Source organism: Blautia sp. HA8986 (assembly GCF_056504635.1).
On sequence record NZ_JBWLUQ010000001.1, the window covers coordinates 217,217 to 242,051 of the forward strand.

Annotated in this window: 18 protein-coding genes and 1 pseudogene; 16 read left to right on the top strand and 3 right to left on the bottom strand. The window is 44.5% G+C overall.

What is annotated here, in order from left to right; all coding sequences use genetic code 11:
• Window positions 1-12: 12 nt before the first annotated feature.
• The 3 genes from era to AC04Q4_RS00910 all read left to right on the top strand — a co-directional run bounded on the left by era (window position 13) and on the right by AC04Q4_RS00910 (window position 3,272).
• A complete protein-coding gene (gene era, locus AC04Q4_RS00900) occupies window positions 13-921 on the top strand; it encodes a GTPase Era (RefSeq protein ID WP_119240201.1) in 909 nt (302 codons plus the stop codon).
• Window positions 922-923: 2 nt separating this feature from the next.
• A complete protein-coding gene (gene recO, locus AC04Q4_RS00905; protein WP_173738690.1) occupies window positions 924-1,682 on the top strand; it encodes a DNA repair protein RecO in 759 nt (252 codons plus the stop codon).
• A gap of 195 nt (window positions 1,683-1,877) precedes the next feature.
• Window positions 1,878-3,272, top strand: coding sequence for a glycine--tRNA ligase (locus AC04Q4_RS00910; RefSeq protein ID WP_173738689.1), 1,395 nt, complete (start codon window positions 1,878-1,880; stop codon window positions 3,270-3,272).
• 25 nt (window positions 3,273-3,297) lie between these two features.
• Here the strand turns inward: AC04Q4_RS00910 and AC04Q4_RS00915 are convergent, their stop codons facing one another.
• Window positions 3,298-4,170 carry an AraC family transcriptional regulator gene (locus tag AC04Q4_RS00915; RefSeq protein ID WP_173738688.1) on the bottom strand — a complete coding sequence of 291 codons (873 nt, stop codon included), beginning with the start codon at window positions 4,168-4,170 and terminating at the stop codon, window positions 3,298-3,300.
• A 463-nt stretch (window positions 4,171-4,633) separates the two neighbouring features.
• Here AC04Q4_RS00915 and AC04Q4_RS00920 point away from each other — a divergent pair, with 463 nt between their 5' ends.
• From AC04Q4_RS00920 to AC04Q4_RS00935, 4 genes are read left to right on the top strand one after another with little or no spacing between them, the layout of a single operon-like run.
• Window positions 4,634-5,929 (top strand): ABC transporter substrate-binding protein, encoded by a 1,296-nt coding sequence (locus AC04Q4_RS00920; RefSeq protein ID WP_173738687.1) that lies wholly within the window; start codon window positions 4,634-4,636, stop codon window positions 5,927-5,929.
• A 2-nt stretch (window positions 5,930-5,931) separates the two neighbouring features.
• Window positions 5,932-6,810 (top strand): carbohydrate ABC transporter permease, encoded by an 879-nt coding sequence (locus AC04Q4_RS00925; RefSeq protein WP_173738686.1) that lies wholly within the window; start codon window positions 5,932-5,934, stop codon window positions 6,808-6,810.
• The gene (locus AC04Q4_RS00930; protein ID WP_119240495.1) at window positions 6,810-7,652 is read left to right on the top strand and encodes a carbohydrate ABC transporter permease; all 843 of its coding nucleotides are present in this window, start codon (window positions 6,810-6,812) and stop codon (window positions 7,650-7,652) included. Before AC04Q4_RS00925 ends, AC04Q4_RS00930 begins: the two co-directional genes overlap by 1 nt.
• 27 nt (window positions 7,653-7,679) lie before the next feature.
• Window positions 7,680-9,860 (top strand): alpha-galactosidase, encoded by a 2,181-nt coding sequence (locus AC04Q4_RS00935; RefSeq protein WP_476388300.1) that lies wholly within the window; start codon window positions 7,680-7,682, stop codon window positions 9,858-9,860.
• 89 nt (window positions 9,861-9,949) lie between these two features.
• Here AC04Q4_RS00935 and AC04Q4_RS00940 read toward each other — a convergent pair whose 3' ends face one another.
• On the bottom strand, window positions 9,950-10,828 hold the full coding sequence (locus AC04Q4_RS00940) for an aldose epimerase family protein (protein ID WP_476388301.1): 879 nt from the start codon (window positions 10,826-10,828) through the stop codon (window positions 9,950-9,952).
• Window positions 10,829-11,099: 271 nt separating this feature from the next.
• Here AC04Q4_RS00940 and ppdK point away from each other — a divergent pair, with 271 nt between their 5' ends.
• Window positions 11,100-13,730 carry a pyruvate, phosphate dikinase gene (gene ppdK, locus AC04Q4_RS00945; RefSeq protein ID WP_476388302.1) on the top strand — a complete coding sequence of 877 codons (2,631 nt, stop codon included), beginning with the start codon at window positions 11,100-11,102 and terminating at the stop codon, window positions 13,728-13,730.
• Between the two features lie 264 nt (window positions 13,731-13,994).
• On the opposite strand, the gene AC04Q4_RS00950 is transcribed toward ppdK, so the two are convergent.
• Window positions 13,995-16,022 carry a right-handed parallel beta-helix repeat-containing protein gene (locus AC04Q4_RS00950; RefSeq protein WP_476388303.1) on the bottom strand — a complete coding sequence of 676 codons (2,028 nt, stop codon included), beginning with the start codon at window positions 16,020-16,022 and terminating at the stop codon, window positions 13,995-13,997.
• A 157-nt stretch (window positions 16,023-16,179) separates the two neighbouring features.
• On the opposite strand from AC04Q4_RS00950, the gene rsmH reads away from it, so the two are divergent.
• The 8 genes and pseudogenes from rsmH (at window position 16,180) to AC04Q4_RS00990 (ending at window position 24,834) form a co-directional block, all read left to right on the top strand.
• A complete protein-coding gene (gene rsmH, locus AC04Q4_RS00955; protein WP_476388304.1) occupies window positions 16,180-17,232 on the top strand; it encodes a 16S rRNA (cytosine(1402)-N(4))-methyltransferase RsmH in 1,053 nt (350 codons plus the stop codon).
• Window positions 17,233-17,435: 203 nt separating this feature from the next.
• Window positions 17,436-18,467, top strand: a complete 1,032-nt coding sequence (locus tag AC04Q4_RS00960; RefSeq protein WP_173738682.1) for a 2,5-dihydroxypyridine 5,6-dioxygenase NicX family protein — start codon at window positions 17,436-17,438, stop codon at window positions 18,465-18,467.
• Between the two features lies 1 nt (window position 18,468).
• A complete protein-coding gene (locus tag AC04Q4_RS00965; protein ID WP_173738681.1) occupies window positions 18,469-19,617 on the top strand; it encodes a PucR family transcriptional regulator in 1,149 nt (382 codons plus the stop codon).
• 12 nt (window positions 19,618-19,629) lie between these two features.
• On the top strand, window positions 19,630-20,895 hold the full coding sequence (locus AC04Q4_RS00970) for a cytosine permease (RefSeq protein WP_195454804.1): 1,266 nt from the start codon (window positions 19,630-19,632) through the stop codon (window positions 20,893-20,895).
• Window positions 20,896-22,287: a dipeptidase PepV gene (gene pepV / locus AC04Q4_RS00975; RefSeq protein ID WP_476388305.1), complete on the top strand. Its 1,392-nt coding sequence runs from the start codon at window positions 20,896-20,898 to the stop codon at window positions 22,285-22,287. It begins immediately after the preceding gene.
• 125 nt (window positions 22,288-22,412) lie between these two features.
• Complete coding sequence (locus AC04Q4_RS00980) at window positions 22,413-23,777, top strand: MATE family efflux transporter (protein ID WP_173738678.1); 1,365 nt, start codon at window positions 22,413-22,415, stop codon at window positions 23,775-23,777.
• Window positions 23,778-23,900: 123 nt separating this feature from the next.
• A complete protein-coding gene (locus tag AC04Q4_RS00985; protein ID WP_173738677.1) occupies window positions 23,901-24,110 on the top strand; it encodes a DUF1858 domain-containing protein in 210 nt (69 codons plus the stop codon).
• Between the two features lie 122 nt (window positions 24,111-24,232).
• Window positions 24,233-24,834: pseudogene (locus AC04Q4_RS00990) on the top strand (anthranilate synthase component II).
• The last annotated feature ends 1 nt before the right edge of the window (window position 24,835 follow it).

Below are 24,835 nucleotides of genomic sequence, written 5' to 3' on the forward strand. Positions count from 1 at the left end.
AGAGGATAAAGAATGGAAAATAATTTTAAATCAGGTTTTGTTGCGATCATCGGAAGACCGAATGTTGGAAAATCCACACTGATGAACCATCTCATCGGACAGAAGATTGCGATCACATCCAATAAACCCCAGACAACAAGAAACAAGATCCAGACTGTTTATACCTGTGATGAGGGTCAGATCGTATTTCTTGATACCCCGGGTATCCACAAGGCAAAAAACAAGCTTGGTGAATACATGGTGCAGGTTGCAGAGAGAACCCTGAAGGAAGTGGATGCTATCATGTGGCTGGTAGAGCCATCTACTTTTGTGGGTGCAGGAGAGCGTCATATTGCGGAGCAGCTTCAGAAGGTAGGTGTTCCGGTAATCCTGATCATCAACAAGATCGATACTGTGAAAAAAGAGGAACTTCTTCCGGCCATTGATACTTACCGCAAGATCTGTGATTTTGCAGAGATCATCCCATGTTCTGCACTTCGCGGAAACAATACACAGGATATCATTCCGAGTATTTTTAAATATCTTCCTTATGGACCGATGTTTTATGATGAAGATACAGTTACAGATCAGCCACAGCGTCAGATCGCAGCAGAAATCATCCGTGAGAAAGCACTTCATGCACTGGATGAGGAGATTCCGCATGGAATCGCAGTTGCCATTGACCGGATGAAGAAACGGCCGGGCAGAAGCAATATCATTGATATTGATGCAACGATCATCTGCGAGAGAAATTCCCACAAGGGAATCATCATCGGCAAACAGGGTTCCATGCTGAAGAAGATCGGAAGCAATGCCCGTTACGAGCTGGAGCGGATGCTGGAAGCCAAGGTCAATCTGAAGCTCTGGGTAAAGGTGACTAAAAACTGGAGAGACAGTGATTTTCTGATCAAGAACTTTGGATATGACAAGAAAGAAATCTGAAAATGAGTGATCTGATTACAGTGCAGGGAGTGGTGCTTTCTGCCATGCCGGTAGGAGATTATGACAAGAGAATCGTTCTTCTTACAAGAGAGAGGGGGAAGATTTCCGCTTTTGCCAAGGGTGCGAGACGGCAGAACAGTCCGTTTATGGCAGCAGCCAATCCCTTTGTATTCGGAAGCTTTACTCTTTTTGAAGGAAGATCCAGTTATAATCTGAACCAGGTCAGTGTGCAGCATCATTTTGTGGAGCTGGCTACCCGGCAGCCTGGGATTTACTACGGATATTATTTTCTGGAGCTTGCGGATTATTTCGGCAAGGAGGGAACAGATGAGAAGGAGATGATGAATCTTCTCTATGTGACTATCAAAGCCATTTTGAACCCTCATATAGAAGACCGGCTGGTGCGCTGTATCTATGAGCTTCGGACTATGGCGATCCAGGGACTGATGCCGCAGCTGTTTCAGTGTGCGGGCTGTGGGAGAGAGCTTACGGAAGAAGAAACCGGAGATGTTTTTTTCTCCCAGGATGAGCACGGGATCCTGTGTGCAGATTGCAGCAGGCTGGCCATGGACCGGAAGCGGATCTCGGAGGCTGCCCTGTATGCAATGCGTTATATAGCAGTTTCGCCGCTGTCCAAACTGTATACGTTTACAGTGCGGGGTGATGTGCTCCGTGAGCTGGAACGCCATATTTACCGGTATACAGAGCTGAATACAGACAAACGGTTTAAAAGTCTGGAAATTCTGGAAATGATGAGATAGATCACTGCCGGTTGGGGAATGGCCGTAACGATTTATTTTACAAAAGCAGTACAGGATGTAATACATATGGAAATATCCTTGAAAAATCATGAGGATACTAGTATAATAAGACCAAAAAATGTAAAAAAGCAGCTTTTTCCGGAGCTTTCCGGGCCGTATTTTACGTGACAGCTGCAAGTCAAGAGGAGAGAAATCATGGAAAAAACAATGGAAAAGATCGTAGCTCTTGCAAAAGCCAGAGGCTTTGTTTACCCGGGTTCCGAGATCTACGGCGGCCTGGCAAACACATGGGATTACGGAAATCTCGGTGTAGAGCTTAAAAATAACGTAAAACGTGCATGGTGGCAGAAATTCATTCAGGAGTCTCCGTACAACGTAGGTGTTGACTGTGCCATCCTTATGAATCCGCAGACATGGATCGCTTCCGGACATCTTGGTGGATTCTCTGATCCTCTTATGGACTGTAAAGAGTGCCACGAGCGTTTCCGTGCAGATAAGCTCATTGAGGACTTCTGTACAGAGCATGATATTGCCATTGAGGGAAGTGTGGATGCCTGGTCCCAGGAGAAGATGATGGACTTCATCAAGGAGCACGAGGTAGGATGCCCGAGCTGTGGTAAACACAACTTCACAGATATCCGTCAGTTCAACCTGATGTTCAAGACATTCCAGGGTGTTACCGAGGATGCCAAGAATACTGTATATTTAAGACCGGAGACAGCACAGGGTATTTTCGTAAACTTCAAGAACGTACAGAGAACATCCCGTAAAAAAATTCCGTTTGGTATCGGCCAGATTGGTAAATCCTTCCGTAACGAGATCACACCGGGTAACTTCACATTCCGTACCCGTGAGTTCGAGCAGATGGAGCTTGAGTTCTTCTGTGAGCCGGATACAGATCTTGAGTGGTTCGCATACTGGAAGAAGTTCTGTCTTGACTGGCTGAGTGCTCTCGGACTTAAGGATGATGAGGTTCGTTACCGTGACCATGATAAGGAAGAGCTGAGCTTCTACAGCAAGGCTACCACAGATGTGGAATTCCTGTTCCCATTCGGATGGGGTGAGCTCTGGGGAATCGCTGACAGAACAGATTATGACCTGACACAGCATCAGAATGTATCCGGTCAGGATCTCACATACTTTGACGATGAGAAGAAACAGAAATATATCCCATATGTTATCGAGCCGTCACTTGGAGCAGACCGTATGGTACTTGCTTTCCTCTGCAGTGCTTATGATGAGGAAGTTCTGGATGCAGAGAAGAATGATGTCCGTACAGTCCTTCATTTCCATCCGGTACTTGCACCGGTTAAGATTGGTGTGCTTCCGCTTTCCAAGAAGCTTAATGAGGGTGCTGAGAAGATCTACCAGCAGCTTTCCAAGAAGTACAACTGCGAGTATGATGACCGTGGAAATATCGGTAAACGTTACCGCAGACAGGATGAGATCGGTACTCCGTTCTGCATCACTTATGATTTTGAGTCTGAGAATGACGGCGCAGTTACAGTACGTGACCGTGACACCATGGAGCAGGTACGTGTGAAGATCGATGAGCTTGATGCATACTTTGCTGATAAATTTACATTCTAAGTAAATACAAATAAAAAATCTCCGGCTATTTTCTGACCGGAGATTTTTTTTCGACAAGTCTGTTTTTCATCCGCCAATTTCTTGGCGACATTCCGTATACATTTTTGAAAGCCCGGGAAAAATGCAGCTGATTAGGATATCCGACTGCATTTCCGATATCTGCTATGGACAGAGCTGTGATCTTAAGAAGCTCTGCAGCTTTGGTCATGCGATAGCTGATCAGGAATTCCTGGGGAGAACGTCCGATGGTATCGTGGAAGATCTTTCCGAAGTAGCTTCGGTTCAGGCCGCAGAAGGCTGCGATATCCTCGATGGAAATATCATTCTGGAAATTCTGTTCAATAAAAGAGAGTGCTTCCTTGATATAAAAATCACGGATGCTTCCATCCTGTTTCATGCGGACAGTTTCAGCAGAGCGCATAAAGTAATCCAGAAAAAGCCAGGTATGTCCGATAAGATGAAAGGGTGATTCCTGGGAATTATGGCTGATATAAAGCATTTCCTCCATCATTTTCTGGCGGAGATCCGCAGAGTGGCTGTGGTAGACCGGCTGATCAGGACTTAAGCCTGCAGTTTCCACGATCTCCTTTGCCCGGAGCCCGTCAAATTCCACCCAGGTGTACTCCCATGGAAAGTTGGTATCTGCTATATAGGTGTTGATCTGACCGGGAAAAAGCATGAAGCCCTGGCCGCTTTTTACCTGATAGGTAATGGTCTCTCCAGAAGAGTTGTCTGCCATTAGAGTTCCTGTACCGGAGATAACATAATGAAAAATATAATGGTTGCGCGCAGCAGGGCCGAATGAATGTGCCGGAGCGCAGTGCTCCCAGCCATATTGATATAATCCAATGTCAACAAAGTTTTCATTTGGAAAAACGGAGAAGAGAATGTCATTCATATTTTTATCCTTTAGGTGTATGATTTTATCTGATTTCAGTAACATTATATATTAAAACAGCAGGAAACATCAACACATGTATAAAAATGCAATTACAAAAACAGCCTGTAAAATGTACAAAAAAGAGAAAAATAATAGATGAAACTTTGTGAGAAAATTAAGTTTCTCGAGAAACCTATTGATTTTCGATAAATCAGGAATATACTAATTTTAGATAAAGGCAGTGATATAAGCATGAAATATATCAAAATGCTAGATGATCTTGATAAAAACAGAGAAAAGTTGTATTTTGATATAAAACAAGAAAAACGCTGCTATTTATGCAAGCATAAAGCTATGTTAAAATAGCTTTCAGAAAAAAGAAAACTGAGAATAAGTATTGGAGAACCCGAAATAACCATTTCAGCTAAAACGGGTGATATCCGACTTATCAAATAAAGGGAAAAGGAAGGAGCATAACAAGATGCGCAACAGAAGTAAATGGATCCTCTGTATGGGACTTGCCTTTACCATGGCAGCTTCCGTTACATTGAGCGGATGCAGCACAGGTAAAAAGGACAGCGGAAAGACAGAGATTGAACTTGTGCAGTATAAACCGGAAGCGGTTAAGGCATTTGAAAAACTGGAAGAAAAATTCAATGCCACTCATGATGATATCCATCTCACCATCGAATCACCAAACGATGCTATGACTGTATTGAAAACCAGATTTATCCGTGAGGATAATCCGGATATCATCGGAATCGGAGGCGATGTAAACTTTTCCAATTTTATTGATTCTGATATGCTGATGGATATTTCCGATTATCAGGGACTGGATTCGATCAAAGATGCATATAAAGAGATTGATAAAGCATTGGAATTTGTTCCGGAAGACGGAGTTTACGCTGTTCCATATGTGGCAAATGCTGCCGGAATCCTTTACAACCGTGAACTTTTCAAGGAGCATGGCTGGCAGATCCCGACTACATGGGATGAGTTTATGAGCCTTTGCCAGGAAATCCAGGATGCAGGTATCCAGCCACTTTATTTTGGATTTAAAGATACCTGGACCTGTCTTGCACCGTGGAATTCTATTGCGGTAGATCTTGCACCATCTGATGTATGCCGTCAGGTAAATCGGGGAAACACTACTTTCGAAAAAGAATATAAGGAAGTAGCAGACCGTATGCTGGAGCTTATCCAGTATGGACCGGAGGATCCTTTTGCCTATGATTACAATGGAGCCTGCACTGCTTTTGCAAAAGGGGAGGCTGCCATGTATCCCATCGGAAGCTATGCGATCCCGCAGATCCAGAGTGTAAATCCGGATATGGATATCGATTCTTTTGTGACACCGGCAAGCAATGATCCGTCAGAAAACAAACTGAATTCCGGAGTTGATCTTCAGTTCTGTGTGATGAATGACTGTGAGAATAAGGAAGCTGCATATGAAGTACTGGATTTCCTTCTTGAGGATGAAAATGTACAGACATATCTGGATGACCAGAAAGCAGTTCCCTGTAAAGAGGGTGATTTCACACTTCCATCTACTCTGGATGGTATGAAGGAATACATAGAAGAGGGCAGAATGGCAGATTACCAGGATCATTATTATCCTACAGAGATGGCTGTGGATGCACAGATCCAGACCTTCCTGATGAAAAAGGATAAAGATGCATTCCTGAAAAAATTTGATACAGACTGGACAAGATATAACCGTGACATTATCCGTAAAGTACAGGATTATGAGAAGAAAAACGGGGAAGGAGAGAACTGATCATGGGAAAAAAATCTATGAGTGGAAGAAAGCTGACCTTTCTTCTGATCACCATTCCGATCGTGGCATTATTTTTCTGCTTTAACACACTGCCTCTGATCAAGGGTGTGATCTACAGCTTTACAAACTTTAAAGGCTATGGAAGCTATGATTGGGTAGGGCTTCGAAACTATAAGGATCTTTTTACAGACAGCCGTGTTGGCGGTTCCTATCTGTTTACCTTTAAGCTGGCCATCGTGGCAACCATTGTAACAAATGTACTCAGCCTGATCCTGGCACTTGGACTGAACAGCAAGATCCGATTCAAGAGTGCACTGCGTGGAGCTTATTTTATTCCGAATGTACTTGGTGCACTGGTCGTAGGATATATTTTCAATTATTTCTTTACATATATCCTGCCTGCATTCGGAAAGATGATCGGAAATAAAGCATTATCTTCCAGCATGCTTTCCAGTACGAGCCTTGCATGGGTAGCCATCGTGATCGTTTGTGCATGGCAGTCCATCGCAATGAATACCATTATCTATATTTCGGGCCTCCAGACAGTGCCGGAGGATGTATACGAGGCAGGAGCTATTGACGGTGCTACCGGATTCAGTAAGTTCCGTTACCTGACATTCCCGCTGATCGTTCCGTTTTTCAGTATCAACATGGTTCTCTGTGTGAAAAACTTCCTGATGGTATTTGATCAGATCATGGCTTTGACAAAGGGTGGTCCTGCACAGAGTACAGAATCCATTTCCTATCTGATCTATAACAATGGTATGAGTGGCGGTCAGTTTGGATTCCAGAGCGCTAATGCGGTTATATTCTTTATTGTGATCGTGATCATTTCTGCAGCGCAGTTGACTATCACAGGGAAAAAGGAGGAGCAGCTGTAATGAAAACGAAAGTAAGAGAAAAAGCGAACTGGCCGGTTACGATTCTTCTGATCCTCGGCCTTATCACAGTGGTATTTCCGCTTTATATGACAATTGTGATCGCATTCAAGCAGCCGACAGAGATGACCAACAGTGTAGCCGGGATCCTGTCTCTGCCACAGAAATTCAGTCTTGCCAATTTCAGGGAAGCTATGGAGGTAACAGACTTCTGGCATTCTCTTGGAAACAGTGTGATGATTACTGTGATAACAGTGGTTCTTGCTATTGTAATTCATTCACTTTTAGGTTATGCTATAGCCAGAAATAAGAGAAGTAAATTTTATAAATTTATCTATCTTTATGTAGTAAGCGGTATGTTTGTTCCGTTTGCTATCCTGATGATGCCGCTTGTAAAGCAGACTGCTGAGATGGGGCTTGATAACAGAGCCGGTGTGATCATTCTTTATACGGTATTTTATATGCCAATGAACGTGCTTCTTTACTCCGGATATCTGACAAACATTCCAATGGCCCTTGAGGAGGCTGCCTGTGTGGATGGAGCCAGTACCTGGAAAACATACTGGAAGATCATTTTCCCGATCATGAAGCCGATGCATGCCACAGTGGCAGTTCTGACAGCACTTGGAACCTGGAATGATGTTATGACTCCGCTGGTTATCATGTCCGGATCTACGGGTGGAACCACTTTGCCTCTGGCACAGCTGAATTTCCAGACCCAGTTCGGAACAAACTATAACCTTGCGTTTGCCTCTTATCTGCTTGCACTGCTTCCGATCCTTCTGTTTTATCTGATCTGCCAGAAGCACATTTTAAATGGTGTTGTAAACGGTGCCGTAAAATAAAAACACGAGAAAAAGGAGGATTCACATATGGGAATCATCTACTGCGAGAAAGACAGAACATTTACATTACAGACAAAAGAGACCACATATCAGATGCAGGTGGATCAGTACGGATTTCTTCTTCATCTCTACTATGGCAAAAAGGCAGAGGGATGCATGGATTATCTTCTGACCTATTATGACAGAGGCTTTTCCGGAAATCCTTATGATGCAGGAACAGACAGAACCTATTCCATGGACTCTCTTCCACAGGAACTTTCCTGCTATGGAAACGGAGATTTCCGCAGTGCATCCCTGATGCTGGAAAACGGTGACGGAAGCATGAGCTGTGATATGCGTTACAGGAGTTATACCATCCGTGATGGCAAATACAGCCTTCCGGGTCTTCCGGCTGTTTATGCAGACAATGATGAGGCACAGACTCTTGAGATCGTACTGGAGGATCCTGTTACCGGCGTGGAAGCCATGCTTCTTTACGGTGTGCTTCCGGAGCTGGATATCATTACAAGAAGCGTCTATATCCGCAATCAGAGCAGTGAGAAGATTTATGTGAACAAGGTGATGTCCGCAGAGCTTGATTTTCTTTACGGAGATTATGACCTGCTTACTTTTTACGGAAGACATGCCATGGAGCGGAATCTGCAGAGAGTACCGGTGGCTCATGGAAGTCAGATGATCGGCAGTGTCCGTGGCACATCCAGCCACCAGTATAATCCGATGATGATCCTGGCAGAGAAGGACACAACAGAGGATAATGGAGGCTGCTATGCTATGTCCTTTGTATATAGTGGAAATTTCCAGGGTGAGGTTCTTAAAGATCAGTACAATCAGACAAGAATGCTCCTTGGTGTACAGGAGGAGTGCTTCCGGTATCCGCTGGAAGCCGGGGAGACCTTCTATGCACCTGAGGTGATTTTAAGCTACACAGATCAGGGAATGAACCGTCTTTCCCAGAATCTGCACAGCTGTATCCGTCATCATATCTGCCGTGGTAAATATAAGACAGAGGTCCGTCCGGTGCTGGTAAACAGCTGGGAGGCAGCATATTTTGATTTTACAGGGGAGACTTTATATAATCTGGCAAAAGAGGCAAAGAGCCTTGGTATTGATATGCTGGTTCTGGATGATGGCTGGTTTGGAAAACGTGATGATGACAACAGTGGTCTTGGGGACTGGTATGTCAACGAAGCCAAGCTTGGAGAGACTCTCGGCGGACTTGTAAAGAGAGTCAATGACCTTGGTGTGAAATTCGGTATCTGGATCGAGCCGGAGATGATCTCCGAGGACAGTGATCTTTACCGTGAGCATCCGGACTGGGCACTCACAATTCCGGGAAGAAAACCCGTAAGATCCAGAAATCAGCTGGTACTTGATTTCTCCAGAAAAGAAGTTGTAGACGGAATTTTCGGACAGATCAGTGCAGTATTGGATAATGCCAACATTGAGTACGTTAAATGGGACATGAACCGAAGCCTGATGGATGTATTTTCCGTAATGACCAAGGATCAGGGACGTGTAATGTATGATTATGTCCTGGGATTGTACGATTTTCTGGACCGTATGGTGAATCGCTATCCGGATCTTCTGATCGAGGGCTGCAGTGGCGGCGGCGGAAGATTTGACGCAGGTATGCTGTATTACACACCGCAGATCTGGTGCAGCGACAACTCCGATGCTATTGACAGGCTTCGGATCCAGTATGGCACTTCCTTCGGATATCCGGTATCGGCCATGGGAGCACATGTATCTGCAGTGCCGAACCATCAGACAGGAAGGATCACTCCGTTACATACCAGAGGTGTGGTTGCTATGTCCGGAACCTTTGGCTATGAGCTGGATCTTCTGAAGCTTACTGAGGAAGAAAAAGACGAGGTTCGAAGCCAGATCAGGGAATTCCGAAAATATGCACCACTGATCCAGAATGGACGGTATTATCGTCTGACAGATCCGTTTAAGAGCGAGATCTGTGCGTGGGAGATCGTTGGAAATTCTCAGGAAGAAATTCTTCTCAATGTTGTCATGGAAGAGATCCATGGAAACATGACTGTGAATTATGTGCAGCTTCGCGGCCTTGAGGAAACTGCAATGTACAAAGAACAGTCTACAGGAAAAATCTATTCCGGTGCTGCACTGATGCATGGCGGAATGCCGCTTCCTGCAGAGTTTGGGGAGTACAGAGCTTATCAGTATCATTTTGTGAGAGAATAAGAGTGTATTGAGACAGTAAGATAAATAAAAAAATCCGTCATACAGACAGCTGAAATAGCCGATGTATGGCGGATTTTTTATATCATAGCTCAGTGTACGGTAATCTGATAGCTCCTGATAAATTCCTCGTCCGGCTTCAGCACATTGATATTTGCTTTTTCAGAGAGCGGTTTTTCAAAACCACAGTCATCACAGCGTCCCATCCATGGCTCCAGGCATACGAAAGGTGCACCAGGAACTGACCAGATACCGAAATTAGGGAATCCCTCACTGGTAAGTGTCAAGTACGGAGAACCGTCCGGGAAGAGAATGCCGGCTTTCTGGATCTGGCCGTTGTCAAAAACAAGGGCGTCTTTATCAAACATATGGGGATCAATGGCGCAGGTTCCGTTTTCGAGAGGGAGGGTATGTGGCTCATCGGCAATGACAGTTCCTACGGAGGTATCGATAAGAAGATAGGTAAGAGCGTTCTGTTCTTCAAAAGCAAGACGGTAATCGCTCTGTGATTCGCCCTCACGTACAGGAACGCGGAATGCCGGATGGCCGCCGATGGTAAAATACATGGTTTCAGAATCTTTATTAACTACTTCCCAGCATACATCCAGATCATGCTCCTTCAGAGTGTAGGTGATCTTCAGAGCAAAGGCAAACGGATAAACCTTCAGGGTTTCTTCAGAGGACTTCAGGACAAAGGTCAGGGAGGTGTCCGTGATATCTGTGCAGATGAATTCACTGTCTCTTGCAAATCCGTGCTGTCTGGAAGGATATTCCTTTCCGTTCAGACGCCAGATATCTTTATAATTGCGGCCTACATTAGGAAAAAGCACCGGCGCATGACGTTTCCAGTAAGCCGGATCTGCCTGCCAGAGAACTTCGCGGTCATTTACTTTGTCGTAGATACCGGTAAGCTCGGCACCGTGGTCAGAAACGGAAATCTTAAGAAAACTGTTTTCAATTGTTCGTGTCATGATAAACCTCCTGTATGACAGCATTCAGGCAATATTACTCCGGAATTGCTGTATGTTTTTTTCTATTTTAGCACATTTTACAGACGATAACGAGAAAAATACAATCCATGAAAAATATAACTGGAAAATCTGTCAGATTTACCAAGAGAAATTGCTGTTTTTTGGAAGAATAACCTTGACTAATGAAGGATAAATCTATACAATAATTATGTGCGTAGAAAACATAATTTTTTTATGTTTTAAAGAACAATAATTAGGAGGAAAATGTAAAATGGCAAAATGGGTTTACATGTTTACAGAAGGTAATGCTACTATGAGAAATCTTCTGGGCGGCAAAGGTGCCAACCTTGCTGAGATGACAAACCTCGGTCTTCCTGTACCGCAGGGCTTCACAATCACAACAGAGGCCTGCACACAGTACTACGAGGATGGCAGATCCATCAACGATGAGATCATGGCTCAGATCATGGAAGCAATTACCAAGATGGAAGGAGTTACCGGTAAGAAATTCGGTGACAAAGAAAATCCTCTGCTTGTATCCGTTCGTTCTGGTGCGAGAGCATCTATGCCTGGTATGATGGACACAATCCTCAACCTTGGTTTAAATGAAGAAGTTGTTAACACTCTTGCTGAGAAATCCGGCAATGAGCGTTGGGCTTGGGACTGCTACAGAAGATTCATCCAGATGTATTCTGACGTAGTTATGGAAGTTGGTAAGAAATACTTCGAGGAGCTCATCGATGAGATGAAGATCAAGAGAGGTGTTAAGCAGGACGTTGAGCTTACAGCTGCTGACCTGCATGAGCTTGCTGACCAGTTCAAAGCTGAGTATAAATCCAAAATCGGTGCTGATTTCCCAACTGATCCGAAGGAGCAGCTGGTAGGCGCAATCAAAGCCGTATTCCGTTCCTGGGACAACCCACGTGCGAACGTATATCGTCGTGACAACGATATCCCATATTCCTGGGGTACAGCTGTTAACGTACAGATGATGGCATTCGGTAACATGGGTGATGACTGTGGTACAGGTGTTGCCTTCACACGTGACCCTGCTACAGGTGCTAACGGTCTGTTCGGTGAGTTCCTTACCAATGCACAGGGCGAGGACGTAGTTGCTGGTGTTCGTACACCTATGCACATCTCCGAGATGGAGCAGAAGTTCCCGGAAGCATTCGTACAGTTCAAACAGGTTTGCGAGACACTTGAGAAACATTACAGAGACATGCAGGATATGGAGTTTACTGTAGAGCATGGTAAACTGTATATGCTTCAGACACGTAATGGTAAGAGAACTGCACAGGCTGCTCTTAAGATCGCTTGTGACCTCGTTGATGAGGGAATGAGAACTGAGGAAGAGGCTGTTGCAATGATCGATCCTCGTAACCTTGATACACTTCTTCATCCGCAGTTCGATGCAGCTGCTCTTAAAGCTGCTACACCGATGGGTAAAGGTCTTGGTGCTTCTCCAGGAGCTGCTTGCGGTAAGATCGTATTCTCTGCAGAGGACGCTGTTGAGTGGGCTGCAAGAGGAGAGAAAGTTGTTCTTGTTCGTCTTGAGACATCCCCAGAGGATATCACAGGTATGAAAGCTGCTCAGGGTATCCTGACAGTTCGTGGTGGTATGACATCTCACGCAGCTGTAGTTGCTCGTGGTATGGGATCCTGCTGTGTATCCGGATGCGGCGATATCGCTATGGATGAGGAGAACAAGAAATTCACACTTGCTGGTAAAGAGTTCCATGAAGGAGATGCAATCTCCATTGATGGTACAACAGGTAACATCTATGACGGACTTATCCCGACTGTAGATGCTAAGATCGCTGGTGAGTTCGGACGTATCATGGGATGGGCTGACAAGTACAGAACAATGAAAGTTCGTACAAACGCTGATACTCCTGCTGATGCTAAGAAAGCTCGTGAGCTTGGTGCAGAGGGAATTGGTCTTTGCCGTACAGAGCATATGTTCTTTGAGGGCAACAGAATTGATGCATTCCGTGAGATGATCTGCTCTGAGACAGTAGAGGAGAGAGAAGCAGCACTTGCTAAGATCCTTCCGGAGCAGCAGGGAGACTTCGAGAAACTCTATGAGGCACTTGAAGGAAATCCTGTAACAATTCGTTTCCTTGATCCGCCACTTCATGAGTTCGTTCCTACAGAGGAAGAGGACATCAAGAAACTGGCTGATGCTCAGGGCAAGACTGTAGAGCAGATCAAGACAATCATCGCTTCCCTTCACGAGTTCAACCCGATGATGGGACATCGTGGATGCCGTCTTGCTGTTACTTATCCAGAGATTGCTAAGATGCAGACAAGTGCTGTTATCCGTGCAGCTATCAACGTTAAGAAGAATCATCCGGACTGGAACATCAAACCGGAGATCATGATTCCGCTTGTTGGTGACATCAAAGAGCTTAAATATGTTAAGAAATTCGTTGTAGAGACAGCAGACGCTGAGATCAAAGCAGCTGGTTCTGACCTTGAGTATGAGGTTGGCACTATGATCGAGATCCCGAGAGCAGCTCTTACAGCTGATGATATCGCTAAAGAGGCTGACTTCTTCTGCTTCGGTACAAACGACCTTACACAGATGACATACGGATTCTCCCGTGATGATGCTGGTAAGTTCCTTAACGCATACTATGATGCTAAGATCTTCGAGAACGATCCATTTGCTAAACTTGATCAGGTTGGCGTTGGTAAGCTCATGAAGATGGCAATCCAGCTTGGAAAACCGGTTAACCCGAAACTTCACGTAGGTATCTGTGGTGAGCACGGTGGAGATCCGTCTTCCGTAGAGTTCTGCAACGAGATCGGACTTGACTATGTATCCTGCTCACCGTTCCGTGTACCGATCGCTCGTCTTGCAGCAGCACAGGCAGCAATCGCTAAAAAGAACGCCTAAGCTGAATAAAATCGTTCTGATGTAAATCAGAATATGAGAGGCCCTGACGGTCTGGAGTTTTCCAGACTGTCAGGGCTTTTTTGCAGATATTTGATAGTACACGACTTCTCGAATGAAATTAAATTGAACCAAAGAAGCGTTATAGTTCAACTGTGAATGTCTGAATAATTATCATAACGAAATAAGCCTTCACCTGCTGATACTGTTCTGTGATATGAACAGAATGATCATCAGATGAAGGCTTATTGTCTGATTAAGATTCAGTTAAAACAATTTACGGGATGCAGATTCCTTATTTGTAAACGGCCCTGCACAGGTAAGGACATCTCTATGCTCACCAGAGAAATCCTGGTTAAAAATTATCGGAGAACCATCCGGATTTTCATATTTCTGTTCCGGTTCAAAAGCTATTCCAAGAGTTTCTGTGGAGATAATGCCGTCAGCATTTTCCGGGAGAAAATCATAGAGATTGGTATGAAGATACCAGCCACCGTCTTTTTGCTCCAGGGAGATGCTGACAGTATTTTCTGTGTCTGAAATGGCATCGGATTCTTTTTTCCAGGGGCGTGCACCGTTGAAATAGCAGTTGCCGGACGCCCACACAGGAAGGTGTTCATAATAGAGATCACCCACATCAGATCCCATTCCGCAGTAGCCCTCGAAATTCTTTTTCCATTGTTCAAAAGTCGGATATTCATCATATGGAGAAGTACCGGTGATCATATTGCAGTTATCCCACATGTTGCCGTCGCTTCCCATAAGTTCAGATAATGCTTTCATGCAGGAACGGATTTTTTTCTGAATGAAAATGTTATTGTAAAATTTCATATCTCCATGAAGGATGGTCATAAATCCTGCAATCTGAGTTCCGTGGTGTACATGGTATGGCGTGTACCGAGGAGACGGAATGATGGGAGCACCATTATCTGTTCCAATCCCTACAGAAACAAGCGAACCGCAGATCAGATTATGCACAAGTGCAACGCCCTGTGTAGCGAGCTTCAGGGAACGGTCGGAGAGCATCAGATTATGGTCTACCAGGGTAGGTCCATGAGATACCTCGATAAAAAGATCCTCGCCTACACTATTGTATGCTTTTTCACAGTCTGTGAAATCATCCGGCAGACAGTTATGATGAAAAAGATTTCCGGTAACGCGTGTTCCTTGTGCCTGCCAGTCCAGCCAGATTCCTCTGGTGCAGTTGTGGATATGGTTTCTGCGGATGATCACATCGATAGCTGCGTGCATTTTGATACCGCCGATCTCTGCGCCGGCCAGGTTCTGCTTGTTGTTGATATGGTGGATGTGATTATCTTCAATAATGGAAAAAACACCTCCCAGATGTCCGACAATACCGGTCTGACCGCAGTGATGGATGTCACATCTTCGGATGATGTGGGAGCCGATATGTTCTTTGTCCCATCCTTCATAGGAAGCCTGGCAGATGCAGTCACGTTCTGTCTGAGTTCCATCTTTATATTTCCATTTCAGCCATTTGTTGTTGTTATTCGGTTGGAGATATTTTCCAAGAGAAATTCCGCTGCATTTGGCTTCATAGATCTCGCAGTCTTCAATGATCCATCCTTTGGACCAGTGAGGGCCGACCATTCCTTCCTGGTAAGCGGTTGGAGGAGCCCATTGAGTGGCTGCCTGGCTGATCTTAAAGCCGGAAAGAGTAATGTAGCCGATTCCCTCACTGGAAGGATAAAAACAATTCTTTCTTACGCTGATCTCTACATTTTCTCTGTTAGGATCTTTCTCCTGGAAGTTGGCGTAAAGAATTGTCTGATCTTTTTCTTCATCCTGCTCAGTATACCAGGTGTACAAAGAGAAGTCAGGATCCCAGGAAGTCTGGCTTTTTAACGGATTTTTTACCTGCTCAAAGTCTGTGACTTCGTACATGGATTTTTCATCAAGAAAAACATCTCCTGTGTGCGCGATCATGGAAGCAATGAACCAGTCACCGGACACCAGGGTGGTGAAGGGATTGTAATCACTGAAAACTCCGTTTGGGATCGTTGCTTTCCATATATTTCCTTCTACATGGGACCAGCTTTTTACAGGTTCGCTGCCCGTGATATGGGCCTGACCTTTTTGGGCGGAGCGGTAGGTGATCCGTTTGGTGGCAGTTCCGGCATTGCGCGGATCAATAGCCTCCCTGTAGATACCAGGTGCAACAAGAACTTCATCACCTGGAAGAGCTTTGGCGGCAGCTTCTGAAATAGTTTTGAATGGGGATCTTTCGGTTCCGTCACCTGGACGGAGAGCAGAACCATCAACATAAATTATCATTTCCAAACCCTCCCGATCATTAGTATATAAAGAATTATATCAGAAAATGTGAAATGCAGGAACTTGTTTCCGGTGGTTTACGAAGAAAAAAAATCATGGTATCATATGTACATGATAAAAATGTGCAGTGAGAGAACATAATTATAAAGGAGACATTATGAACCAGGAATCACAGACACCGCACAAGAGACGTGTGCGTTATAAAGGAAAATACCCGAAGAAATTCGAGGAGAAATATAAAGAGCTTCAGCCGGAGAAGTATAAGGATACCATTGAACATGTGATCAGTAAGGGCAACACACCTGCGGGAATGCACATTTCCATTATGGTAAAAGAGATCATTGATTTTCTGGATATCAGGCCGGGGCAGATTGGATTTGATGCGACACTTGGATATGGCGGTCATACGAAAGCCATGCTGGAATGTCTGAAAGGCCAGGGGCATATATACGCCACAGATGTGGACCCGGAAGAATCAGCCAGGACGAAGAAACGTCTGGCGGATCTGGGATTCGGGGAAGAAATGCTGACAGTGAAGCTTCAGAATTTCTGCACCATTGATGAGATTGCAAAAGAAGCAGGCGGTTTTGACTTTATTCTTGCAGATCTTGGAGTATCTTCCATGCAGATCGACAATCCCAGGAGAGGTTTTTCCTTCAAGGTGGACGGTCCGCTGGACTTAAGGCTGAACCAGGAGGCAGGAATCAGTGCAGCAGAGCGTCTGGATACGATTTCCAGAGAGGAACTTGCAGGAATGCTGGATGAGAATTCCGATGAGCCTTACTGCGAGGAAATCGCCAAAGCAATCACCGATGAGATCCGAAGAGGGAATCGCATAGATACCACTACAAGGCTCCGCGAAGTCATCGAAAGAACATTATCCTTCCTTCCTGAGAAGGAGCGGAAAGACACTGTGAAAAAAACATGCCAGAGAGTCTTTCAGGCTTTGCGTATCGATGTAAACCGGGAATTCGAAGTTCTTTATGAATTTATGGAGAAACTTCCGGGAGTGCTGAAACCAGGTGGAAGAGTGGCAATACTCACTTTCCATTCAGGAGAAGATAAGCTGGTAAAGAAAGCCTTGAAACAGGGGTATAAAGAAGGTATTTATTCCGATTACGCCAAAGATGTGATCCGTCCGTCTGCCCAGGAATGTGCCCAGAACGGCAGAGCCAGATCAACGAAGATGCGCTGGGCGATAAAAGCATAAAGGATGATTCATAAGCCATGGCAAAAAGATGTGCCATGGCTTATGCTTTGAAGAAATTACAAATTCCTGGTTTGTATTTTAGAATAATTCCATACAAATTGAAAAATCATTGTGTTATCATGTTAAACAATTACGGTGACTCAGAAACATTACAGATCAGATAAAGGTTTTTCGGGACACTACGAATTGGAAAGGAAAAAAACATGAATATCACACTTGAAACAGCAGCAGATAAGCTGGTAAAAGAAATTTTCGGTGTAAAATCCGGAGAAACTGTGATCATTACAGCAGATGATGATTCGGATGCATCTGTTGTAGAAGCAGTAAAAAACAGTGCGAAAAATGCAGGTGCACATGCTATGGTAATTTCAGTGCCCACACCAGGGGGAGTGGGAAAAGCAGCAGACCCGGATCTTCCGGTCGACGCGTTAAGCGCAGCACTTCTTTGTGCAGATGTATGGATCGAGTTTAATCATCAGTGGCTTCTTTATTCCACACCGTTTGAGCGTGCAGAGGCAGAGAATAAAAAAATGCGTTACATGTGCCTGGTAGATTTCAATCCGGATCTGATGATTCGTACTATCGGCAATGTGGAGACAGAACAGCTGAAAAAATTCATGCTTGCTATCACTGAAAAAACAAAAAATGCGAAGAACATGCGTGTCACAACTCCGGCAGGCTGCGATGTTTCATTTGAGATCGATCCAGCCCATTACACAGCATGTGACTGCGGAAATGCAACTGTACCTGGAATCCATATGCTTACGGGCCAGATCAATGTTGTGCCGCAGTTTGGAAGTATCAATGGAGTGATCGTTTTTGACGGATCAGTGACACCGCCTTTTGGAACAACACCGGATGCTCCGATCCGACTTACTATTGAAAACAGTAAAATCGTAAAAATTGAAGGAGGCCGTGATGCAGCCATTTTTGAAGAGCATCTGAAAAGCTTTGAAGATGAAGGAATGTTCAAGCTTGCGCATATTGCGTATGGTTTTAATCCAGGCGCGATCCTTACAGGAAATATTGTGGAGGATGAGCGTGTATGGGGCTCCACAGAATGGGGAATCGGGTATGTCAGTCCGTTTGATGCACCGCCACATGGACAGGATGCAAAATCTCATTGTGATGGTATCTGTCTGAATTCTTCTGTATGGCTTGATGGTGTACAGATCATGGATGCGGGCAAGATCACAGATCCATATCTGAAAGAACTGGCTGCGTTTAGAGAATAATATGAATATATCTTTATTGCAGGTTTTAAATGCACCTTTGTTTAAAAATATAAAAATTCTGTCCGGGAAGACAGGTCTTGACAGGATCGTAAAAAGGGCATCTGTTTTTGATGCGCCATTTAAAGAGGATGTTCTGGAAAAAGATATCCTGGCACCTGGAGATTTTTTTATTACATCCCTTTTGCAGTTCCAGCCGGGATCGGAAGAACTGATGCGGGTTCTGGAGCTTCTTGTAAAAGGAAATTGTAGCGGACTGTGTGTGATGATGGAAGAGCGTGCAGAGCTTTTTTCAGAAGAAATGCTCGTTTTCTGTGAAGAAAAAAGGTTTCCTGTTATCTGTATGAGGGAAGATATTTCTTATGCAGAGGTTCTTGGTGTTATCAATCAGTGTATCCTGGAGGAACAGACAAATGTACTTAATCAGCTGAAGCTGGATAAGATCCTGGCATCGAGGACTTTGCCGCAGGAACGTATGAAGATCCTTTTCAGTATTAATCCGGGGATCAGGGAGTATGTTCAGGCTGTCTATATTCGGGATGATCAGAGAAAAAGCTCACGGAAAAAAGCAGCCGGAGAAGTATGTTCGGCTTTTGATATATTCATTCCGGCGGATAATTATGATATCTGTATTTTAAGTGCGGATTCCATGAGGGAGCTGGAACAGCATAGAATTGTGGTGTGTGAACAGCTTTTGAGAAGTTGCCATAAAAGCAGACTTGGCATTGGCAGACCTTATGCCAGGTACCGTGTAGAACGGACAATTCTGGAAGCCGGGGATGCGCTGGATATGGCGCAGGCGTCAGAACGGAGATTACAGATTTATGATCCGCTGTCTCCGCAGCAGCTTCTTCTCCCTATCCGGGGAAGCCGGGAAATGCAGGAATTTTATGATGAATTTTGCCGCGAAATCGCAGCAAAAACTACAGAAGAAGGCATGAAGGATATACTTCTTACAACAAGGGCATATGTACAGTGCAATGGAGATTTTAGAGAAACTGCCAGAAAACTGAAACAGCATGAGAATACCATCCGTTATCGCATCAACCGTCTGAGAAATTATCTGGATGTAGAAGAGCAGCCATTGCTTTTTCATGAGATCATTTCTCTGGCTGTGCGGATCGAATCCATGCTGGAGATAAAAAAAGAATAAAGAGGTATGAGAGTGGAACAGGAAAAGAAAGCAGGAAATGTGGAATCTGTCACACTGGAGCAGGTTCCGATGGAAGAAAGAAAAAGCTGGGCAGACGTTGCCATGATTCAGGCAGGAATCATGATCTGTGTGCCAAGTCTGATGTTGGGAGGAATCCTGGCAGAATCCATGCCGATGTCACAGGCTATTTGGTCAGGAGTAATCGGATATGCAGTGATCGTGGCACTGATGATATTCTGCGGGATTATGGGAAGCGATCTCGGAGTACCGACATGTGTTGTTGCATCCGGTGTTTTTGGAAAACAGGGCTCATCAAAACTGATCTCTGCACTGTTCATGATCTCCATGATTGGCTGGTTTGCAGTACAGAATGGTGTGTGCGGATCCGCGTTTTCCAATCTGATCGAAACTGGTACAGGGGTAAAGATCCCGATTCCGGTATCAACAGTTGTGTGGGGCGTGATCATGCTGGTCACAGCAGTATATGGAATCAATGCCCTGGACAAACTGAACAAGATTGCCATTCCTGCACTTGTGATCGTTACTGTGATCGGATGTGTGGCAGCAATTCAGCGTTTTGGAACAGGAAATTTAAGTATGGTGATCGAAGATCCGTCTATGAGTTTTGCAGACGGCGTAGTGCTTACGATCAGCTTCATGGCTACCGGCGCCCTGAATGCACCTGATTTTACAAGATATCAGAGAACAAGAAAAGATACAGTTCTTTCTTCTGCTATCGGTGTAATGCCGGCAGGAATGGCTATGCTGATCCTTGGTGCAGTGATGACAAGAATTGCACAGCAGTATGATATTTCTCTTGTATTTTCTGAAATTGGACTGTCATTTCTTGGTATGGTGGTGCTGATCCTTGCAACATGGACAACCAATACGACGAATGCTTACAGTGCAGGTCTGAATGCAGTTATGGTATTTAACCTGAAAGAAAGCGGACGTTCTGTGGCTACCGTTGTTCTTGGAGCTATAGGAACTGTTCTGGCAGCTGTTGGTGTAGCCGGAAATTTTGAGGGATTCCTTACACTTCTCGGAAATGCGTTTATGCCGATCATTGCTCTGTTTATTGTGGAATATTGGATACTTGGAAAAGGAAAGGCAGAGAGCTTTACACTTCGTGAAGGCTGGTCCGTGGCAGGAATTGTAACCTGGGCATTAGGTTTTGCAGCTACATTTCTGACTGTGGGAATTTCTTTTATCAACGGAATGCTGGTTTCCGGAATCCTGTATCTGATATGGAGACTGGTGAAAAAAGGTGAAAAATAAATGATTAAAGAATACATAGAAAAAAATACAGCAGAGATGGTCAGACGCTTAAGTGAACTGGTGGCTATCCCCGGGGTTTTTGAGGCTACACCTTCTAAAGGAGCTCCTTTTGGAAAGAATATCCGGAGATCTCTGGAGTATGTCCTGAATATGGGGCAGCAAATGGGATTTCAGGTAAAAAATTATGACGGATATGCAGGAGAGATCACAGCCGGAAAAGGAAGCAGGATGATAGGAATCCTCTGTCATACAGATGTAGTCAGTGCCGGAGAAGGCTGGAATACGGAACCTTTTGATCCTGTGGAAAAGGACGGAAAACTTTATGGAAGAGGAACTTCTGATGACAAGGGACCGCTGGTAGCTTCCCTGTTTGCCATGAAATATCTGGCAGACAATCAGATGATCCCGGAAGATGCCTGCCTTCGGATGATCGTGGGAACAGATGAGGAAGAGAGCTGGCGGTGTATACGGTATTATCTGGATCATGCGGAAACACTTCCACAGGTCTCTGTAGTACCAGATGCCAATTTTCCGCTTTTATATTGTGAAAAAGGACTTCTTGATTTTGATCTTACTTCTGCGGAGACTTCGGATGAAAAGGCAGAGATACAGATCGTGGAATTAAAAGGTGGCCGCAGCAGAAATATTGTCCCTGATGAAGCTAGCTGCCTTCTGAAATGTGAAGATCCGGAAAAAACAGCAGAAAATCTTGAACTTCCGGAACAGGTGACAGTGGAAATTGCAGATGGATTCCTGAAACTGTCCGTCAGAGGGATCAGTACACACTGCATGAGCCCGGAAAAAGGCTTCAACGCAGTTTCCTGTCTTTTGGAAACACTGGGACAGTTCGGGGAAAAACTTTCCCATGCTTCTTATATGAAGCAGTTTCATCAGGCTGTTGGAATGGACTATGACGGAGCACGTCTGGGCTGCGCCATGGAAGATCCGGCAGGGGTACTGACTTTTAATGTGGGAACTGTAAATATGGATGAAAATGGCAGGATCCTTCTTCAGTGTAATATCCGTTATCCTGCATCTGTAGAATACAGTGATATCAGAGAGTTACTTGAGCGACAGCTGAAAAAATATGGTTTCCTTTATAATGAAATTGATTATCTGGCACCAGTGTACCATAAAAAGGACTCATCTCTGATTCGGTGTCTGATGTCAGCTTATCAGGAAGTAACGGGAGACATGGATACAGAGCCAATGGCGATCGGAGGAGCTACTTATGCAAGAGCACTTCCAAATGCTGTGGCATTTGGACCTCTGTTCCCATATGAGGAAGAACTGGCACATGAGGCAAATGAATTTCTGAGTATTGACAGTTTTCAGAAAATGACGGAGATTTTTGTAAAAGGCCTTCATAAACTGATGACAGAATACAGATAAAAATATCATATAATAATTTACAAAAATATCCTGGAATGCGTTGATATCCGGGATATTTTTTGATATAATACATAGGTTTACAAAGAATAAATTCTGAGATTTTAGGGAGAGGAGCTGAGCGAAAAATGGGAAAAGACACAACCAATGATATGACTGTGGGAAACCCGGTGAAGCTGATCATCCGGTTTATGATCCCTATGTGTCTTGGAAATATTTTTCAGCAGTTTTACAACATTGCAGATTCTATTATAGCAGGACAGTTCCTGGGTGTGGATGCGCTGGCTGCTATTGGAAGCACCGGTTCGCTGATGTTTTTTGTAACCGGATGGCTGAATGGACTGAGCAGTGGTTTTGCCATTCTGGTGTCCCAGTGGTTCGGGGCAAAGCAGTATGATAAGATGCGCCATTATGTAGCCATGTCTATTTATCTTGCAGCGGCTTTTGCCATTGTGATGACTATTGGACTGGAGGCTTTGAATGAGCCGATCCTGAGGCTGATGAATTCACCGGAGGAGCTGATGGGTTCTGTAAAAGGATATATGGGGATCATCTATGCAGGTTTGATTGTAACAGCTGCGTATAATTCCCTGGCGGCTTTCCTTCGTGCATTGGGAGATTCCAAATCGCCACTGTATTTCCTGATTATTTCAGCGGCCATTAATGTGGCACTGGATATTGCATTTATTGTAAAAGGAGGAATGGGAGTTGAGGGCTGTGCCTATGCAACGGTTATCGCACAGGCGATCTCAGCAATCTGCTGCCTGATATTTATCATCAGGAAGTTCCCGATTCTGCATCTAAAAAAAGCAGATTTCGAGATTTCATTTACCAGTTTCCGTTATCTTCTGGCACTGGGTATTCCAATGGGACTGCAGTTTTCCATCACAGCCATCGGAACTATCATTGTGCAGGGAGCGGTAAATATTTATGGATCTGTATATATGGCAGGATTTTCTGCAGCAGGAAAGATCCAGAATATCATTGCAACGGTATTTGTGGCTTTTGGAGCGACTACTGCGACTTATGTGGGACAGAACCGCGGTGCAGGAAGAATGGATCGTGTACATGAAGGTATGCGTTACACCCAGATCATGATCCTGATCTGGAGTGTTGTGACTATGATCGTAATGTTTTTCTTTGGAAAATATATGACATGGCTGTTTATTGACCGTTCCCAGACAGATGTGATCAATGTCTCCGTTACATATTTCCACACAGTATTCTGGGCATATCCGTTCCTTGGAAGTATTTTCCTTTACAGAAACGGTCTGCAGGGACTGGGATATGGCCTTGTTCCAATGCTGGGTGGTGTGTTTGAGCTGGTGGCACGAAGTGCTATCGTTATGTTTGTTGCCGGAAAAACAAGCTTCGCAGGTGTATGTCTGGCTGATCCGGCTGCATGGATCGCCGCACTGATTCCACTGATTCCGTATTACATCTATGTAATGCGGAAATGGAAGAAAAACGAAAAACAAACCGTTAAGGTTTGAGAAATAAATTTTGGGGCTTGCAATTATGGGATATGCAGTTATAATGATACTATAACTGCAAAGAATCCCGGCTGTTCCGGAATTCCGGTTAAAAACGAAGATCCAGAAGGGAGAATATAGATCATGGAAATCACAAAAGAAACAACAATGGGTGAAATGCTTGCATACGATGAGAAGATCGCATACATTCTTATGCAGGAAGGAATGCACTGCATCGGCTGCCCGTCTTCTATCGGTGAGTCTCTTGAGGAGGCATGCATGGTACATGGACTTGATGTAAACGCAGTACTGGCTGACATCCATCATTATGAGGAGACCAAGAACCAGAAATAACAATCTATATTGAACGTACAGATTACGGACCGTAAGGGATAACGACTGTGCATGTTTATTAGGCATGCCTGTTGTTATCTCTTTTTTTGTCTTTACTGTTGGGAGGAAAAATCATGTATATAATGATCGATAATTTTGATTCATTTGTTTATAATCTGAAAGCATATTTTCAGGAACTGGGAAGAGAGATCCTGGTGAAACGCTGTGATGAGATCACTTTGGAGGAACTGGAAGAACTGAACCCTGAAGGAATCATCCTCTCTCCAGGTCCGAAAAGACCCTGGGATGCAGAACTTTGTGTAGAAGCGGTAAAAAGATTTCAGGGCAGGATTCCGATTCTGGGTGTTTGTCTGGGACATCAGGTTCTGGGACACTGTGCAGGCGCAGTAGTAGAAAAGGCAGCCGTCCTATGCACGGGAAAGTTACAGAGATCCACAACTACGGAACCGGTGTATTCGCAGAGCTGCCGGAAAAATTTAAGGTAACAAGATATCATTCGCTGATCGTCCGCGGAGACAGCCTGCCGGAAGAATATCAGGTAGATGCAGTTTCGGAAGATGGAGCGGTGATGGGAATTTCCCATAAAACACTTCCTCTGTATGGAGTGCAGTTCCATCCGGAAGCTGTTCTTACAGAATATGGGCACGAACTTCTGGAGAATTTTTGTAAGATCGCGGAGCAGTTTCAGGAAGAAAAAGAAGAACTGACAGAGAAAACAGCATAAG

What these genes read in the sequence shown, in the direction of transcription:
- era (WP_119240201.1), top strand. Translation starts at nt 13, where the DNA reads ATGGAAAATAATTTTAAATCAGGTTTTGTTGCGATCATCGGAAGACCG.
- recO (WP_173738690.1), top strand. Translation starts at nt 924, where the DNA reads ATGAGTGATCTGATTACAGTGCAGGGAGTGGTGCTTTCTGCCATGCCG.
- AC04Q4_RS00910 (WP_173738689.1), top strand. Translation starts at nt 1,878, where the DNA reads ATGGAAAAAACAATGGAAAAGATCGTAGCTCTTGCAAAAGCCAGAGGC.
- AC04Q4_RS00915 (WP_173738688.1), bottom strand. Translation starts at nt 4,170, where the DNA reads ATGAATGACATTCTCTTCTCCGTTTTTCCAAATGAAAACTTTGTTGAC.
- AC04Q4_RS00920 (WP_173738687.1), top strand. Translation starts at nt 4,634, where the DNA reads ATGCGCAACAGAAGTAAATGGATCCTCTGTATGGGACTTGCCTTTACC.
- AC04Q4_RS00925 (WP_173738686.1), top strand. Translation starts at nt 5,932, where the DNA reads ATGGGAAAAAAATCTATGAGTGGAAGAAAGCTGACCTTTCTTCTGATC.
- AC04Q4_RS00930 (WP_119240495.1), top strand. Translation starts at nt 6,810, where the DNA reads ATGAAAACGAAAGTAAGAGAAAAAGCGAACTGGCCGGTTACGATTCTT.
- AC04Q4_RS00935 (WP_476388300.1), top strand. Translation starts at nt 7,680, where the DNA reads ATGGGAATCATCTACTGCGAGAAAGACAGAACATTTACATTACAGACA.
- AC04Q4_RS00940 (WP_476388301.1), bottom strand. Translation starts at nt 10,828, where the DNA reads ATGACACGAACAATTGAAAACAGTTTTCTTAAGATTTCCGTTTCTGAC.
- ppdK (WP_476388302.1), top strand. Translation starts at nt 11,100, where the DNA reads ATGGCAAAATGGGTTTACATGTTTACAGAAGGTAATGCTACTATGAGA.
- AC04Q4_RS00950 (WP_476388303.1), bottom strand. Translation starts at nt 16,022, where the DNA reads ATGATAATTTATGTTGATGGTTCTGCTCTCCGTCCAGGTGACGGAACC.
- rsmH (WP_476388304.1), top strand. Translation starts at nt 16,180, where the DNA reads ATGAACCAGGAATCACAGACACCGCACAAGAGACGTGTGCGTTATAAA.
- AC04Q4_RS00960 (WP_173738682.1), top strand. Translation starts at nt 17,436, where the DNA reads ATGAATATCACACTTGAAACAGCAGCAGATAAGCTGGTAAAAGAAATT.
- AC04Q4_RS00965 (WP_173738681.1), top strand. Translation starts at nt 18,469, where the DNA reads ATGAATATATCTTTATTGCAGGTTTTAAATGCACCTTTGTTTAAAAAT.
- pepV (WP_476388305.1), top strand. Translation starts at nt 20,896, where the DNA reads ATGATTAAAGAATACATAGAAAAAAATACAGCAGAGATGGTCAGACGC.
- AC04Q4_RS00980 (WP_173738678.1), top strand. Translation starts at nt 22,413, where the DNA reads ATGGGAAAAGACACAACCAATGATATGACTGTGGGAAACCCGGTGAAG.
- AC04Q4_RS00985 (WP_173738677.1), top strand. Translation starts at nt 23,901, where the DNA reads ATGGAAATCACAAAAGAAACAACAATGGGTGAAATGCTTGCATACGAT.